The sequence below is a fragment of the Enterobacter cloacae complex sp. 2024EL-00711 genome (assembly GCF_047529885.1).
In the GTDB taxonomy this organism is placed as follows: domain Bacteria; phylum Pseudomonadota; class Gammaproteobacteria; order Enterobacterales; family Enterobacteriaceae; genus Enterobacter; species Enterobacter ludwigii.
In genome coordinates this window covers 19368-35938 of the sequence record NZ_JBLIZC010000010.1, presented here as the reverse complement: position 1 = coordinate 35938, position 16571 = coordinate 19368, and the positions used below count along the sequence as shown (strand labels likewise).

The window sequence follows — 16571 nt, the reverse complement described above, 5'->3', positions numbered from 1 at the left end:
TTACTCCTTCTCGATTTCGAGACGTTGGATCTGCATGCCGTCATCCGCCACGATGCGAAGCTCGCTGCTCTGGCACTGCGGACAGCGCTGAACCTTCGATGAAAGCAGAGTGACGTATTGCTGACACTGCGCGCACCAGCACTCCGCCTGCTGTTCTTCAATATGAAGTTCACAGCCTTCCGCCAGCGTGCCGCGGCACACCAGCTCAAAGCAGAAGGTCAGGGCGCTGGTTTCAACGCAGGAAAAGGCCCCGACCTGTAGCCAGACACCGGTGACGCGTTTTGCATTGTTTGCCCGCGCCTGCTGTTCAATTAACTCGACGGCCCGCTGGCAGAGGGTGATTTCGTGCATGACGCCTCCTCAATGAATTGCCCCGATAATGCAATAACGGTGCCAGCTTGATTTTTGTTAAGGCGTGACGATGTCAATGCTGTCGAAATGACACGTCGACACGGCGCGATTGACACCCTTCTTTTGATTAAAAGAGTTAAAAATCAATGCATTAAAAACTGGCATGGAATCTGCTTAACAGCCGCTATCTCCATTAACCGGATACCTTTTATGACTATTTGGGAAATTAGCGAAAAAGCGGATTACATTGCGCAGCGCCATCAGCAGTTACAGGAGCAGTGGCACCTTTACTGCAACTCTCTGGTTCAGGGCATCACCCTGTCAAAAGCCCGTCTTCACCACGCCATGAGCTGTGCAGCGCAGGGGGATATGCGCTTTGTGCTCTTCGGCCATTTCACGATAAACGTCACCCTGGCAGACACCTTCAACAGCCACACCATCGAGTACTACGTCGAAACAAAAGAAGGTGAAAAACAGTGTATTGCGAAGGCGCAGCTGATGGCCGACGGGATGGTCGATGGTCACGTCAGTAACCGCGATCGCCAGCAGGTGCTGGAGCACTATCTGGAAAAAATCGCGCCGGTTTATAACGGCCTGTACGCCGCTGTTGAACACGATCTCCCGGTCAACCTGAAACAGCTGATGGATGGAAATCCCTCAGCGAACGTGGCCTGACCATTGCGTGTCGAGAAGTGTCGACAAGACAGTTTTTCGTCAAAAATGACTATCACCAGAGGATGACCCGGTGAACCGTTTTGTAATTGCTGACTCGACGGTCTGTATTGGCTGTCGAACCTGTGAGGCGGCCTGTTCGGAAACGCACCGTCAGCACGGGCTACAGTCCATGCCGCGCCTGCGCGTCATGCGTAATGAAAAAGAGTCTGCGCCGCAGCTCTGCCACCACTGTGAAGATGCCCCCTGCGCGGGAGTCTGTCCTGTTAATGCCATCACCCGTGTCGAGGGGGCAGTGCAGCTGAATGAAAGTCTGTGCGTGAGCTGCAAACTGTGCGGCATTGCCTGTCCGTTCGGCGCGATTGAATTTTCCGGCAGCCGTCCGCTGCATATCCCGGCGAATGCCAACTCCCCGAAAGCGCCGCCAGCGCCACCTGCGCCGGCGAAGGTGAGCACGCTGCTTGACTGGGTTCCCGGCGTGCGTGCCGTTGCGGTCAAATGCGACCTGTGCAGCTTTGATGAACAAGGGCCAGCCTGTGTGCGCACCTGCCCGACGAAGGCGCTGATTCTGGTCAATATTCGCGACATCGTTCGCACCAGTAAACGTAAGCGTGAGCTGACCATTAACAGTGATTTCGGCGATCTTTCTCTGCTTCAGGCGCTGAACGAGGGGGCGAAATGAACGCGGTGATGATGATTACCAGCGCGGTGGCCTATTTTGCCGCCGCCGCTGTGTTGGCCTTGATCTTCTCTTTCCATAAAACCCTGAGCGGCTGGATAGCCGGTATCGGCGGGGCGGTTGGCAGCGTGATGACGCTGGTGGCTGGTGGCCTCGTATTAACAGGCGGACAATCTGTCGAAGCGGTGATGCCGCTGATACGGCACACCGTTGAAATTACGCCGCTGAATGCCATCTGGCTGGTGACCTTTGGTCTGTGCGGCGTGTTTATCAGCCTGTTTAATATTGACTGGCACCGCCATCAGCACACTCAGCCCAACGGTCTGCTGGTCAATCTGCTGATGGCCGCGGCGGTCTGTACCGTGACTGCCAGCAACCTCGGCGCGCTGGTGGTGATGGCCGAGATCATGGCGCTGTGCGGCGTATTCCTTACGGGCTGTAGCACCTCCGGCAAACTGTGGTTTGCGCTGGGGCGTCTTGGCACGTTGCTGCTGGCACTGGCCTGCTGGCTGGTGTGGCAGCGCTTCGGCACGCTGGACTTCTCCGTCCTTAACGGTCAGTGGCTGGGGAATGATGTCTGGCTCCTTGGCGTGATCGGCTTTGGCCTGCTGGCCGGGATTATCCCGCTGCACGGCTGGGTGCCACAGGCACATGCACATGCCTCCGCGCCTGCCGCAGCGCTCTTCTCGACGGTTGTCATGAAGGTGGGTCTGTTCGGCATTCTGACGATAACGCTCACCGGTGGGCAGCCACCGCTGTGGTGGGGCGTTGTACTGCTGGTCGCCGGGATGATCACCGCCTTCGTCGGCGGCCTGTACGCCCTGATGGAGCACAATATCCAGCGTCTGCTGGCGTACCACACCCTTGAGAACATCGGCATTATCCTGCTGGGTATTGGCGCAGGCGTTACCGGGCTGGCGCTCAATCAACCGGCGCTGATTGCGGCCGGCTTTATCGGCGGCCTGTATCACCTGATCAACCACAGCCTGTTTAAAAGCACTCTGTTCCTCGGGGCCGGTAGCGTCTGGTTCCGCACCGGTCATCGCGATATCGAAAAACTCGGCGGCATCGGCAAAAAAATGCCCGTTATCTCTCTGTGCATGCTGGTGGGGCTGATGGCAATGGCTGCGCTGCCGCCGCTGAACGGCTTTGCCGGCGAGTGGGTTATCTATCAGTCCTTCTTCGCACTCGGTCAGAGCGAGGTGTTTATCGCCCGGTTGCTCGGCCCGCTGCTGGCGGTTGGGCTGGCGATAACCGGTGCGCTGGCGGTGATGTGTATGGCTAAAGTCTACGGCGTGACCTTTCTGGGTGCACCAAGCACGCGTGAGGCCGAAAACGCCTGCTGTGCACCGGCATTGATGGGGACGAGCGTTGTCGCGCTGGCGCTGTGCTGCATCGCGGGCGGGGTAGCTGCCCCGTGGCTTCTTCCGCTGTTGGGTAACGCCATTCCTCTGCCGCTCACCACGGCGCATACCACGGTGTCCCAGCCGATGATTGCGCTGCTGCTGATTGCCGCGCCGCTGCTGCCGTTCGTGCTGATGCTGTTCTTCAGACGCGACCGCCTCTCCGCCCGCGCACGCGGTACCGCCTGGGCTTGCGGTTACGCACACGAGCAATCCATGGTGATCACAGCGCACGGCTTTGCCATGCCGGTCAAAGAGAACTTTGCCGCGGTGCTGAAACTGCGGGACTGGCTTAACCCGGTGGGGTGGGTGCCGGGCTGGCAGAGCGCTACCGTGCCCGTGCTGTTCCGCCGACTGGCGTTGATCGAGCTGGCGGTACTGGTTGTGATTGTGATTTCACGAGGAGCCTGACATGAGTCTGTTACTGGCAATACTTCAGGCGCTGGTGCTATTTGCCATGGCGCCGTTGCTCTCCGGGGTGAGCCGCGTGGCGCGTGCCCGGATGCATAACCGTCGCGGGCCTGGTGTACTCCAGGAGTACCGTGATTTGTTCAAGCTGATGGGACGTCAGAGCGTTTCCCCGGACGCGGCAGGATGGGTCTTTCGCCTGACACCGTTTGTGCTGGCTGGCGTCATGCTCACCATCGCCACGGCGTTACCGGTCGTCACCGTCGGGTCGCCGCTGCCGGTGCTGGGCGATCTCATTACGCTTATCTACCTCTTCGCCATCGCGCGCTTCTTCTTCGCGATTGCAGGCCTCGATACCGGCAGCCCGTTTACCGGGATTGGTGCCAGCCGCGAGGCCATGCTCGGCGTGCTGGTTGAGCCGATCCTGCTGCTCGGCCTGTGGGTCGCTGCGCAGGTTGCGGGGTCAACCCATATCAGCTTTATCACTCATACCGTGTATCACTGGCCCGTGGACCGTTCCCTTCCGTTGCTTTTGGCGCTCTGCGCCTGCGCATTCGCCACGTTTATCGAGATGGGCAAACTGCCATTCGACCTCGCGGAAGCGGAGCAGGAGCTGCAGGAAGGTCCGTTGACTGAGTACAGCGGTTACGGCTTTGCGGTGCTGAAATGGGGCATCAGCCTCAAACAGCTGGTGGTGCTGCAGATGTTTGTCGGTGTCTTCTTCCCGTGGGGGCAGATGACGCACTTTTCCGCGGCCGGTCTGGTGCTGGCGGTGGTCGTTGCCGTGCTCAAGCTACTTGTCGGCGTGCTGGTGATTGCCCTGTTTGAGAACAGCATGGCGCGTCTGCGTTTTGTGGCGACGTCGCGCATCACCTGGGCCGGTTTTGGTTTTGCATTTTTAGCGTTCGTCTCCTTGCTGGTGGCGTGATCAAAGAGAGTTTTTATGTCTGAAGAAAAGAAAGGTCAGCAGTATCTCGCCGCGTTGCACCAGGCCTTCCCGGGCGTGGTGCTGGAGGAGTCCTGGCAAACCAAAGACCAGATAACGGTGACCGTGAAAGTGAACTACCTGCCGGAAGTGGTGGAGTTTCTCTACTACCAGCAGGGGGGCTGGCTGTCGGTGTTGTTCGGCAACGACGAGCGTCAGCTGTGCGGAAACTATGCGGTTTACTACGTGATGTCGATGGAGCAGGGCGAGAAGTGCTGGCTCACCGTGCGTGTCGAAGTGGATCCCAACAAACCGGAATACCCGTCTGTCACCCCGCGCGTGCCCGCCGCCGTCTGGGGCGAGCGTGAAGTGCGCGATATGTATGGTCTGGTCCCGGTTGGGCTTCCGGATGAGCGCCGTCTGGTGCTGCCGGACGACTGGCCAGACGAACTCTATCCCCTGCGTAAAGACAGCATGGATTACCGTCAGCGTCCGGCCCCGACCACCGACAGCGAGACTTACGCGTTCATCAATGAGCTCGGCCGCAAAAAGAACAATGTGGTGCCGATAGGCCCGCTGCACGTCACGTCTGACGAGCCGGGCCACTTCCGCCTGTTTGTCGACGGCGAGAATATTATTGATGCCGACTACCGCCTGTTCTACGTCCATCGCGGGATGGAAAAGCTGGCGGAAACCCGGATGGGATATAACGAAGTGACGTTCCTCTCTGACCGCGTGTGCGGCATCTGCGGGTTTGCCCACAGTACCGCCTACACCACCTCGGTGGAGAACGGCATGGGGATTGTGGTGCCGGAACGCGCGCAGATGATCCGCGCCATCCTGCTGGAAGTGGAGCGTCTGCACTCGCACCTGCTGAACCTCGGTCTGGCCTGTCACTTTGTCGGTTTTGACTCCGGCTTTATGCAGTTTTTCCGCGTACGTGAAGCCTCCATGAAGATGGCGGAGATCCTGACCGGGGCGCGTAAAACGTACGGTCTGAACCTGATCGGCGGGATTCGTCGCGATCTGCTGAAAGATGACATGATCCAGACCCGCCAGCTGGCGCAGCAGATGCGTCGCGACGTTCAGGAGCTGGTGGATATGCTGCTCAGCACGCCGAACATTGAGCAGCGTACCGTCGGTATTGGCCGGCTGGATCCGCAAATCGCCCGCGATTTCAGTAACGTTGGCCCCATGGTTCGCGCCAGCGGCCACGCCCGCGATACCCGCGCCGATCATCCATTCGTCGGCTACGGCCTGCTGCCTATGACCGTGCACAGCGAGCAGGGTTGCGACGTTATTTCACGTCTGAAGGTGCGTATCAACGAGGTCTTCACCGCGCTGAACATGATCGACTTCGGTCTGGATAATCTGCCGGGCGGTCCGCTGATGGTTGAGGGCTTCACCTACATTCCAAACCGCTTTGCGCTGGGGTTTGCCGAAGCCCCGCGTGGAGACGATATCCACTGGAGCATGACCGGTGACAACCAGAAGCTCTACCGCTGGCGCTGCCGTGCGGCAACCTACGCCAACTGGCCAACCCTGCGCTACATGCTGCGCGGCAATACGGTATCCGATGCGCCGCTGATCATTGGCAGCCTCGATCCGTGCTACTCCTGCACCGACCGCATGACGGTGGTGGATGTGCGCAAGAAGAAAAGCCAGGTGGTGCCATACAAAGAGCTGGAGCGCTACAGCATCGAGCGTAAGAACTCGCCGCTGAAATAGGGGATTTTGTGCAGGCTGATGCCCTCATCCTGACCCTCTTTCTGATGAGAGATCCGGGGTGCGGAGCACAGGCAGCACATAAGCAGGAGTCAACATGTTTACCTTCATCAAAAAAGTGATCAAAACCGGCACGGTCACCAGCCGCTATCCGCAGGAGCCGATGCCGGTCGATAAAAACTTTCGCGGCAAGCCGGAGCACAACCCGCAACAGTGCATCGGTTGTGCTGCCTGCGTTAACGCCTGCCCGTCAAATGCCCTGACGGTGGAAACCGATCTGAAAACGGGCGAGCTGGCCTGGCAGTTCAACCTCGGGCGCTGCATTTTCTGCGGCCGTTGCGAGGAGGTTTGCCCGACGGTGGCGATCCGTCTTTCGCAGGAGTACGAGCTGGCGGTCTGGAAGAAAGAGGATTTTCTGCAGCAGTCGCGTTTCGCGCTCTGCAACTGCCGTGTCTGCAAACGCCCGTTTGCCGTACAAAAAGAGATCGACTACGCCATCGCGCTGTTGCAGCACAACGGTGATGCCCGCGCGGAGCATCATCGCGAAAGCTTTGAAACCTGCCCGGACTGCAAACGGCAGAAATGCCTGCTGCCGTCGGACCGCATCGATATTACCCGTCATATGAGAGAGGCCAGCTGATGGAAAACCTGATCGGCCCACGCGACGCTAACGGCATTCCGGTGCCGATGACGGTGGAGGAATCCATCGCCAGCATGAAGGCCTCGCTGCTGAAAAACATTAAACGTTCGGCCTATGTGTACCGCGTGGACTGCGGCGGCTGCAACGGCTGTGAGATTGAGATCTTTGCCACGCTGTCGCCCCTGTTCGACGCCGAACGCTTCGGTATTAAAGTGGTGCCTTCGCCGCGTCATGCGGACATTTTGCTGTTTACCGGTGCCGTTACCCGTGCCATGAGATCGCCAGCATTGCGTGCCTGGCAGTCCGCACCGGATCCAAAAATTTGTATCTCTTACGGTGCCTGCGGCAACAGTGGCGGCATCTTCCATGACCTGTACTGCGTCTGGGGTGGCACCGATAAAATTGTTCCGGTGGATGTCTACATTCCCGGTTGTCCGCCAACGCCTGCGGCCACGCTGTACGGTTTTGCCATGGCGCTCGGGCTGCTGGAGCAGAAAATACATGCCCGTGAACCGGGTGAACGCGACAACCAGGCTGCCGCAATTCTGCACCCGGATATGGTGCAGCCGCTGCGCGTGAAGGTCGATCGCACGGCGCGCCGGCTCGCGGGGTATCGCTATGGTCGCCAGATTGCCGACGATTATCTGCGTCTGCTGAGTCAGGGCGATCATCAGGTCACGCGCTGGCTGGAGGCGGAAAACGATCCTCGTCTTAATGAGATCGTCGCGAACCTGAATCAGGTGGTGGAAGAGGCGCGTATCCGATGAGTGAAACGGTGGTGTTCAGTCAGCTGAGCCGTAAGTTTATTGATGAGAACGATGCCACGCCGGATGCGGCGCAGCAGGTGGTCTATTACAGCCTGGCCATTGGGCATCACCTCGGGGTGATAGATTGTCTCGAAACGGCATTAAGCTGCCCGTGGCCTGACTATCTGGCGTGGATCGCCACGCTGGAGGAGGGCAGTACGGCGCGCCGCAAAATGGAGGGTGTGCCGAAGTACGGTGAGATCGTTATCGACGCCAACCACATTGCGATGCTCGCCAGTGCTTTCGACGCCGCGCTGAGCGTGCAAACCCCGCAGCAGCAGGCCTGGAGCAAAATTTTGCTCAGCATGCTGCATGATATTCATCAGGAGAGTGCCATCTACCTGATGGTGAGGAGATTACGTGACTGATGTTTTACTGTGTGTCGGCAACAGCATGATGGGCGACGACGGCGCGGGCCCGCTGCTTGCACAAATGTGTGCCGCGCATCCGCAGGGCGAATGGGTGGTTATTGACGGCGGCAGCGCACCGGAAAACGATGTGGTGGCGATCCGTGAGCTGCACCCGGACAGGCTGCTGATTGTGGATGCAACCGATATGGGACTTAATCCGGGTGAAACCCGCCTGATTGATCCGGATGACATCGCCGAGATGTTTATGATGACCACCCACAATATGCCGCTGAACTATCTGGTCGATCAGATTAAAGACGACGTGGGTGAGGTATTGTTTCTGGGCATTCAGCCTGACATCGTTGGGTTTTATTATCCGATGACGCCGCCGGTGAAAGAGGCCGTCGAAGAGGTTTACTCCCGGCTTGCCGGATGGCGTGGGGACGGCGGTTTTTCCCGACTGTGAGCAGTGCCGGGTGGTGGTAGCTTCCACCCGGCCTGGACACCTCCTCGCCCGCATCCTGTGGGAGAGGGCGGGGGAGAGAGCAACAGGCTACGCCAGATCCGCGCCGTTACTTGCAATCACCTTCTTATACCACCAGAACGATTTCTTACGCGTTCTGTCCAGCGTACCGTTGCCCGCGTCGTCGCGGTCAACATAGACAAACCCGTAGCGTTTGCTCATCTCGCCCGTGGATGCGGCCACCAGGTCAATGCATCCCCAGGTGGTGTAGCCCATCAGCGGTACACCGTCTTCTATGGCATCGCCCATCGCACGAATATGTTCGCGCAGGTAGCTGATACGGTAGTCGTCATTAATCTCACCGTGTTCATCCATGACGTCTTTCGCACCGAGGCCGTTTTCCACCAGGAACAGCGGCTTCTGATAGCGGTCGTACATCATGTTCATGGTGATGCGCAGCCCCAGTGGGTCGATACCCCAGCCCCATTCGCTGACCTGGATGTGCGGGTTGCGCAGGGATTTCACGATATTCGCCGCATTGGTATTACTGGCGTTCATGTCCGCCGACGCGCAGCGCGAGGCGTAATAGCTGAACGACACAAAATCGACAGTGTTTTTCAGCAGTTCATCGTCGCCAGGGTCTTTGACAATCACCACCCCTTTTTCGCGGAACACGCGGGCAGAATAGGCCGGGTAGCTGCCGCGCGCCTGCACGTCGATAAAGAACAGGTTTTCGCGGTCTTTCTCCAGCGCCATCCACACGTCTTCCGGTTTGCAGGAGTAGGGGTAGAAGTTGCCGCCGGCCAGCATACAGCCGACCTGGTTTTCCGGGTTCACCTCATGGGCGATTTTGGTCGCCAGGGCGCTTGCCACCAGTTCGTGATGCGCGGCCTGATATTTCACCTGATCTTCGTTCTCACCCTCTTCAAACACCAGCCCCGCGCCGGAGAACGGGCTGTGCAGCATGATGTTGATTTCGTTGAAGGTGAGCCAGTACTTCACCAGACCGTTAAATTCTTCGAAACAGGTACGGGCATAGCGGGCAAAGAAATCGACCATCTTGCGGTTGCGCCAGGATCCATACTCCGTGACCAGATGCATTGGTACGTCGAAATGGCACAGGGTGACCAACGGTTCGATGTTGTATTTTTTGCACTCTTCGAACACTGCGCGGTAGAAGGCAATCCCCTCTTTATTGGGCAGTGGCTCATCGCCGTTCGGGTAGAGGCGGCTCCAGGCAATCGAGGTACGAAATACCGTAAAGCCCATCTCCGCCATCAGGGCGATGTCTTCTTTGTAGCGATGGTAAAAATCAATCGCCTCGTGGCTTGGGTAAAACTCGTCGTCACGCAACGTAAAACGTTTTTCCTTACCGACCTTCACCGCCAGACGATTCGCGCCGTGGGGGATCATATCGACCGTCGTCAGTCCTTTGCCGCCTTCACGGTAAGCCCCTTCACTCTGGTTGGCGGCAAGCGCGCCGCCCCATAAAAATCCTTGTGGAAAAACAGACATCTTTACCTCGCTATAAATTTAGACTTGTGCTGCTTTGGCCTGAACCGGAGCGCTCTGCAGGGCGCGTGCTTTCTCAGCCTCGTCTTCGACCGGGATATCTTCAAAACCTAAAATCAGGGTCAGAACAAACGAGAGCACAACCGCCAGCGCCATGACCCCGAATACCCAGACGATGGTCATTGGGTTGGCCGGATCGAAGAACTGTACGCTGGTAAACAGCCCCGGCGCCGCCATTGAGTGGCTGGCAAGACCGGCTATGCCAGCCACTGCCCCGCAGATGAAGCCGCTGATAAGGCTCGCAATCAGCGGGCGTTTCAGACGTACCGCCACACCATAGAGGGCAGGTTCTGAAATGCCTGCCATGATGGCAGAAGCCGCTGCCGCCAGCGCCGTCTGGCGCAGTTCCGGGTTTTTCGTTTTCCACGCCACCGCCAGTGATGAACCGCCGAGCGACAGGTTGGCTCCGATTTCCGACGGCATAACCATTCCCTCTTTGCCCGTCTCGGCAATGGTCTGAATGATCGTCGGCGTAAATACGCGGTGCATCCCGGTCATCACCAGCAGCGGCCAGAGGGCACCCATAATGGCCACGGAGAGCCAGCCCAGATAGCCGTGAATAGTGTAGACCAGCGCTGAAATCGCGCTCCCGATCCAGATCCCGAGCGGCCCTATCAGCACAATGGCGAGCGGGGCGGCAATCAGAACGATCAGCATCGGTTTAAGGAAGTTTTTCGTGACCGCCGGCGTAATACGATCAACCCAGCGTTCGATGTACGACAGGCACCAGGTCATCACCAGCGCCGGGATAACCGTATAGGTGTATTTCACTGCCGTCACCGGAATAAAGGCGAATTCAACGTGCTCGCCCTGTGCGGCTTTCGCCATCAGTTCGATAAAGCCCGGGTGTACCAGCACGCCCGCGATGGCAATCGCCAGCGACATGTTGGTTTTGAATTTCACTGCGGCAGAGGCGGCGACCATCAGCGGCAGGAAGAAGAACGCGCCATCGCCAATCAGCGTCAGAAGGGTGAGCGTCGGTGCCCCTTTTTCCAGGGCGCCGGTCATCTCCAGGATCATTGCCAGCAGTTTGACCATTGAACCGCCGATGATCGCCGGGATCAGCGGTGACATGGTGCCGATCAGCGCATCGAGGATCCCGGCACCGATGCGGCGCAGGGTCATTTTTTGCGGGCCTTCCGGTACGACAGGCTGCAGGTCGGTGGGCAGCAGGCTTACCACTTCGCGGTAGGCCTGAGACACGGTGTTGCCAATGATCACCTGGCACTGGTTGTCGTTGCGGACCACGCCGAGCACGCCGTTAATGCTTTTCAGGCGCGGGGCATCGGTGAGGCTTTCGTCTTTGAGGACGAAACGCAGTCGCGTCATGCAGTGGGTGACGGCGACGATGTTGTCTCTGCCGCCGAGCGCGCTGACAACGTCATTCGCCAGCGCAGCGTAATTTTTGGCCATCGGATGTAATCCTGTTATCGTTGTGAGAAATGTAGGAAACCGGTTCCACATAATCATCAATAGTTTCTTTGAATGAAACAAGATCACATTTTGTACATTTTTTCATTTCGTGATGATGATCACCTGGAGGGATAAAAAGCGTGATATCGCCGCTGCGACAATTTTTCTGCAGTGCAGTACACTGCGCCCTGGTAGTTTCAAACGGAAGATTACGATGACCACGATGCTTGAAGTCGCGAAGCGGGCAGGCGTTTCGAAAGCGACGGTTTCCAGGGTATTGTCGGGCAATGGCTACGTCAGCCAGGAGACCAAAGACCGGGTGTTTCAGGCGATTGAAGAGAGCGGCTATCGCCCGAATTTGCTGGCACGAAATCTGGCGACCAAACGTACCCAGACGCTGGGTCTGGTGGTCACCAACACCCTTTATCACGGCGTCTATTTTAGCGAACTGCTCTTTCACGCCGCCCGCATGACGGAAGAGAAAGGGCGGCAGCTGATCCTGGCGGACGGTAAGCACAGTGCGGATGAAGAGCGCGAGGCCATTCAGTATTTGCTCGATATGCGCTGTGACGCGGTGATCATTTACCCGCGTTTCCTGAGCGTGGATGAGATGGACGACATCGTTGAGAAATGCGAACAGCCGATTATGGTCCTCAACCGCCGCTTACGGAAAAACAGCAGTCACAGCGTCTGGTCAGATCATAAAGCCTCCTGCCAGGACGCCGTGTCGCAGCTGATTCAGAAAGGGCACCGGGAGATTGCGTTTATCACCGGTTCGCTGGATTCCCCCACGGGCGTTGAGCGTCTCTCGGGCTACAAAGACGCCCTGGCACAACACCAGATCCCGCTGCGCCCGTCGCTGATTGCGCAGGGGAAATGGAACCCGGCCAGCGGTGCGGCGGCGGTGTCTGAGCTGCTTTCGCGCGGTGAAACTTTTTCGGCGCTGGTGGCGAGTAATGACGATATGGCGATTGGTGCCATGAAACAGTTGCACGAGTGCGGGATCGCCACCCCGGATGCCGTGTCGGTGATTGGCTTTGACGATGTGGCCATCGCCCCCTACATCGTCCCCTCGCTCTCCAGCGTGCGCATTCCGGTGACGGAGATGATCAAAGAGACCATTAGCCGCCTGATCTTCCTGCTGGATGGCGGTGAGTTTAAGTACCAGCAAACCTTCTCCGGCGAGCTTATCCTGCGTGACTCGGTTACTGACGGGCCTCACCGCTGATGTCGACAGCTGTCATCGTCAGAAGTGACGATGACAGCCCTGCTTTCATTTTATAAACTGCATAAAATCAACAGGTTAATAATTGGCACGGTTTATGTATATCTCCGCGCAGGACTGTAATGCTGGAGAAGCAGATGAACCGTTTTATTATGGCCGATGCCAGTAAATGCATTGGCTGCCGTACCTGTGAAGTGGCGTGTGTGGTTTCCCATCAGGCGGAGCAGGATTGCGCATCGCTCACCCCTGATACCTTTTTACCGCGGATCCACGTCATTAAAGGCGTGAATATCTCCACTGCCGCTATCTGTCGCCAGTGTGAGGATGCGCCGTGCGCTAACGTCTGCCCAAACGGGGCCATCAAACGTGAGAAAGGATTCGTGCATGTGATGCAGGAGCGCTGCATCGGCTGCAAAACCTGTGTGGTTGCCTGCCCGTACGGTGCGATGGAAGTCGTGGTGCGTCCGGTTGTGCGCAACAGCGGCATGGGGCTGAGCGTGCGCGCGGAAAAAGCGGAAGCCAATAAATGCGACCTCTGCTACCACCGTGAAGCCGGCCCGGCCTGTATGGAAGCCTGCCCGACGCACGCCCTGGTCTGCGTGGATCGCGACAAGCTTGAGCAGATGAGCGCGGAAAAACGTCGTCGTGCCGCGTTCGACACGTCATCGTCACTGCTGTTTTAAGTCGCGATGGGCGATAACGGCGTACAGTTGCGGGTGCGCGGCAAGGTGCAGGGGGTAGGGTTTCGTCCCTTCGTCTGGCAGCTGGCGCATCAGCTACAGCTGACGGGTGACGTTTGTAATGACGGAGAGGGCGTGCTGGTGCGTCTCGCGGGTAATGGGGGGGCCTTTACCGCGAGGCTGCATCAGGACTGCCCACCGCTGGCACGTATCGATGCTGTCGACAGCCAGCCGTTCACCTGGGCAACGGTGCCGCAGGCGTTCACCATTCGCCATAGCGCGGGCGGAGCGATGGACACCCAGATTGTGCCGGATGCCGCTACCTGCCCGGCGTGCCTGGCTGAAATGCGTGATCCCCGAGCGCGGCGTTATCGCTATCCGTTTATCAACTGTACCCATTGCGGTCCCCGTTTTACCATCATTCGCGCCATGCCCTATGACCGCCCGGCCACGTCAATGGCGGCATTTCCCCTCTGTGAGCCGTGTGAAACCGAGTACCGCAATCCCGCTGACCGCCGTTTTCACGCGCAGCCGGTAGCCTGTCCGGATTGTGGACCCGAGCTGGAATGGCGCGCGGGCGAGACCGTTGCCACCCGCGAGTCTGCGCTGAGTGCGGCGGTCCACATGCTCAAACATGGCGGGATTGTCGCCATCAAAGGGCTGGGCGGTTTTCACCTTGCCTGTGACGCAGCCAACGCGCAGGCGGTGGCAACCCTGCGGGCGCGCAAACAGCGCCCGATGAAGCCGCTGGCGGTCATGATCCCGCAGGCGGAGGGACTGCCGGAATCAGTGCAAACGCTGCTGCGCTCGCCTGCAGCGCCCATCGTGCTCACGCCAAAAGCATGGTGTCCTCCGCTTCCTGACGCGATCGCGCCAGGGCTGGACACCGTTGGACTGATGCTGCCCGCTAACCCACTACAGCATGTGCTGATGATGGACTGTCAGCGCGCACTGGTGATGACCTCCGGCAACCTCAGCGGGCGTCCGCCGGCCATCACCTGCCAGCAGGCACTGGATGAACTGGGCGACATCGCTGACGGATTCCTGCTGCACAACCGCGACATCCTGCAGCGTATGGATGATTCCGTGATGGATCAGGACGGTATGATGCTGCGTCGCGCGCGCGGTTTTGTGCCGGATGCCATCACGCTGCCCGCCGGTTTCAGCGCTGTCCCGGCGATGGTGTGCACCGGTGCTGATATGAAAAATACCTTCTGTCTGGTGCGCGGTAACCAGGCGGTACTGAGTCAGCACTTTGGCGATTTGAGTGACGACGGTGTCGAGGCCCAGTGGCGTTCTGCGCTGTCGATGATGCAGCAGATCTATGCGTTTCAGCCGCAGCGCGTGGTATGCGACGCCCATCCGGGCTATCACGCCCGACAGTGGGCGCAAGCCCAGGCTTTGCCGATCGACACCGTGCTTCACCACCACGCTCACGCGGCGGCATGCATGGCAGAAAACGGCTGGCCGCTTGAGGGCGGAGATGTCATTGCCCTGACGCTGGATGGGATCGGCATGGGCGAAAACGGCGCGCTGTGGGGCGGGGAGTGCCTGCGGGTAAGCTATCTCGACTGCGAACGTCTGGGCGGTCTGCCTGCGGTTGCGCTGCCGGGCGGGGACAGGGCTGCCATGCAGCCGTGGCGCAATTTACTCGCCCACTGCCTGGCGTTTGTGCCGGACTGGCAGCAGTACCCGGAAACGCGTGACGTTCAGCGGCAAAACTGGCCGCTGCTGGCTACGGCCATTCAGCGCGGTTTAAACGCGCCGCTGGCCTCATCCTGCGGACGTCTGTTCGACGCGGTGGCCTGCGCGCTCGGCATCACGTCAGAAACCCAGAGCTATGAAGGTGAGGCCGCCTGCCGGCTTGAAGCGCTGGCCGCGCAGTGCCACGACGTTCAACATCCGGTTACGCTTCAGGCCGAAAACCTTACGCGCTTCTGGCAACAGTGGCTGAACTGGCAGGCGGAACCCTGCGAGCGGGCATGGGCGTTTCACGATGCGCTGGCGAAAGGGCTGGCGGAGCTTGTCACCTCCCATACCCGGCGACTGGGGCTTTCCACCGTATGCTTCAGCGGCGGCGTGTTACATAACCGTCTGCTGCGCGCGCGACTGCGCCATTACCTCTCAGACTTCACGCTGCTTTTTCCTCATCATCTGCCGTCAGGTGACGGCGCTATCTCCTTCGGGCAGGCGGTGGTTGCTGCCGCCCGGTCATGTTCACAAAGGATGTAAAATGTTACGACTCTTACGCAATGAACCCCGCGCGGCGTTTCTGCTGCTGGCTCTGGTAGTGGCTAATCTTCTGGCATGGGGCTGGGCATGGCAAACCTTCAGCGGCAGTACGGCGCTGATGGCCGCCAGCCTGCTGGCCTGGTGTTATGGACTCCGTCATGCGGTGGATGCCGACCACATCGCGGCCATTGATACCGTCACGCGTAAGATGATGCAGCAGGGTAAACGCCCTTCCGGCGTGGGGGCATGGTTCTCTCTGGGACACTCCACCATTGTGGTGCTGGCCTCCATTGCCATTGCGGCCACCGCCACGGCGTTTCAGAAGAATATGGCATGGTTTCATGAAACCGGTAGCCTGATTGGCACCGCCGTTTCTGCAACGTTTCTGCTGGCGATGGCGCTGGTCAATCTGGTGATTTTGCGCGGCGTGTGGCGTAATTTTCAGGCGCTGAAGAACGGTCAGGTCACGCGTGACGACATCACGCTTCCGGCATCAGGCGGAGTCATGAACTGGCTGTTTGGCGCAACGTTCCGCCTGGTGAACAAGAGCTGGCAAATGTACCTGGTCGGTTTCCTGTTTGGTCTGGGGTTTGATACCGCGACGGAAATCGGTGTGCTTGGGATTTCAGCCGCCAGCGCGTCAAACGGGATGTCAGTCTGGTCCATCATGATCTTCCCGGCGCTGTTTGCCAGCGGTATGGCGCTGGTCGATACCCTCGACAATCTGCTGATGGTCGGCGCTTACGGCTGGGCGTTTAACAAGCCGCAGCGCAAGCTTTACTACAACATGACCATCACCGGCACCTCCGTGGTGGTGGCGCTGTTTATCGGCGGGCTGGAAGCTCTGGGTCTGTTGATGGATAAATTTGCCCTCAGCGGAGGCCTCTGGGATCGCATTGGCGCAGTTAATGACAACCTCGGTAACGCCGGGTTCGTGGTGGTCGGGCTGTTCGTTGCCTGCTGGCTGATTTCCATGATCAACTATCGCTGGCGCGGCTACGATGCGCTTGTCGTGCGTTCCTGACGC

General features: G+C 58.8%; 16 protein-coding genes. 13 read left to right on the top strand and 3 right to left on the bottom strand.

The genetic code is table 11. From position 1 onward, the window contains the following. On the bottom strand, positions 1 to 351 hold the full coding sequence (gene hypA / locus ACMVME_RS20610) for a hydrogenase maturation nickel metallochaperone HypA (protein ID WP_014171370.1): 351 nt from the start codon (positions 349 to 351) through the stop codon (positions 1 to 3). 210 nt (positions 352 to 561) lie between these two features. On the opposite strand from hypA, the gene hycA reads away from it, so the two are divergent. The 9 genes from hycA to hycI all read left to right on the top strand — a co-directional run bounded on the left by hycA (position 562) and on the right by hycI (position 8425). Then, positions 562 to 1026 carry a formate hydrogenlyase regulator HycA gene (hycA, locus tag ACMVME_RS20605; RefSeq protein ID WP_032680403.1) on the top strand — a complete coding sequence of 155 codons (465 nt, stop codon included), beginning with the start codon at positions 562 to 564 and terminating at the stop codon, positions 1024 to 1026. Between the two features lie 70 nt (positions 1027 to 1096). Further along, a complete protein-coding gene (locus ACMVME_RS20600) occupies positions 1097 to 1705 on the top strand; it encodes a 4Fe-4S dicluster domain-containing protein (RefSeq protein ID WP_014171368.1) in 609 nt (202 codons plus the stop codon). Then, positions 1702 to 3516: a formate hydrogenlyase subunit 3 gene (hycC, locus tag ACMVME_RS20595; RefSeq protein ID WP_068794963.1), complete on the top strand. Its 1815-nt coding sequence runs from the start codon at positions 1702 to 1704 to the stop codon at positions 3514 to 3516. Before ACMVME_RS20600 ends, hycC begins: the two co-directional genes overlap by 4 nt. 1 nt (position 3517) lies before the next feature. Continuing rightward, entirely contained in the window at positions 3518 to 4441 is a 924-nt protein-coding gene (locus ACMVME_RS20590; RefSeq protein WP_025203376.1) for a respiratory chain complex I subunit 1 family protein, read from the top strand. A 15-nt stretch (positions 4442 to 4456) separates the two neighbouring features. Continuing rightward, complete coding sequence (gene hycE, locus ACMVME_RS20585) at positions 4457 to 6166, top strand: formate hydrogenlyase subunit HycE (protein WP_068794962.1); 1710 nt, start codon at positions 4457 to 4459, stop codon at positions 6164 to 6166. 94 nt (positions 6167 to 6260) lie between these two features. Next, a complete protein-coding gene (locus ACMVME_RS20580) occupies positions 6261 to 6803 on the top strand; it encodes a formate hydrogenlyase complex iron-sulfur subunit (RefSeq protein WP_068794961.1) in 543 nt (180 codons plus the stop codon). Next, on the top strand, positions 6803 to 7570 hold the full coding sequence (locus ACMVME_RS20575; protein ID WP_014171362.1) for an NADH-quinone oxidoreductase subunit B family protein: 768 nt from the start codon (positions 6803 to 6805) through the stop codon (positions 7568 to 7570). Before ACMVME_RS20580 ends, ACMVME_RS20575 begins: the two co-directional genes overlap by 1 nt. After that, entirely contained in the window at positions 7567 to 7977 is a 411-nt protein-coding gene (locus ACMVME_RS20570; protein ID WP_020883837.1) for a formate hydrogenlyase maturation HycH family protein, read from the top strand. The genes ACMVME_RS20575 and ACMVME_RS20570 overlap by 4 nt, the downstream gene beginning before the upstream one ends. Next, positions 7970 to 8425, top strand: coding sequence for a hydrogenase maturation peptidase HycI (gene hycI / locus ACMVME_RS20565; RefSeq protein ID WP_014171360.1), 456 nt, complete (start codon positions 7970 to 7972; stop codon positions 8423 to 8425). Before ACMVME_RS20570 ends, hycI begins: the two co-directional genes overlap by 8 nt. 87 nt (positions 8426 to 8512) lie before the next feature. On the opposite strand, the gene ACMVME_RS20560 is transcribed toward hycI, so the two are convergent. Then, a complete protein-coding gene (locus ACMVME_RS20560) occupies positions 8513 to 9937 on the bottom strand; it encodes a 6-phospho-beta-glucosidase (protein WP_020883838.1) in 1425 nt (474 codons plus the stop codon). A gap of 18 nt (positions 9938 to 9955) precedes the next feature. Next, complete coding sequence (gene ascF / locus ACMVME_RS20555; RefSeq protein ID WP_044858075.1) at positions 9956 to 11407, bottom strand: PTS cellobiose/arbutin/salicin transporter subunit IIBC; 1452 nt, start codon at positions 11405 to 11407, stop codon at positions 9956 to 9958. A gap of 214 nt (positions 11408 to 11621) precedes the next feature. Between ascF and ACMVME_RS20550 the strand changes: the two genes are divergently transcribed. From ACMVME_RS20550 to ACMVME_RS20535, 4 genes are all read left to right on the top strand, one after another. Then, positions 11622 to 12635 (top strand): LacI family DNA-binding transcriptional regulator, encoded by a 1014-nt coding sequence (locus tag ACMVME_RS20550; RefSeq protein WP_025203379.1) that lies wholly within the window; start codon positions 11622 to 11624, stop codon positions 12633 to 12635. Positions 12636 to 12769: 134 nt separating this feature from the next. Then, positions 12770 to 13315, top strand: a complete 546-nt coding sequence (gene hydN / locus ACMVME_RS20545; protein WP_008499565.1) for an electron transport protein HydN — start codon at positions 12770 to 12772, stop codon at positions 13313 to 13315. A 6-nt stretch (positions 13316 to 13321) separates the two neighbouring features. Next, the gene (hypF, locus tag ACMVME_RS20540) at positions 13322 to 15544 is read left to right on the top strand and encodes a carbamoyltransferase HypF (RefSeq protein ID WP_068794960.1); all 2223 of its coding nucleotides are present in this window, start codon (positions 13322 to 13324) and stop codon (positions 15542 to 15544) included. 1 nt (position 15545) lies between these two features. After that, on the top strand, positions 15546 to 16568 hold the full coding sequence (locus tag ACMVME_RS20535) for a HoxN/HupN/NixA family nickel/cobalt transporter (protein ID WP_032680413.1): 1023 nt from the start codon (positions 15546 to 15548) through the stop codon (positions 16566 to 16568). Positions 16569 to 16571 lie beyond the last annotated feature (3 nt).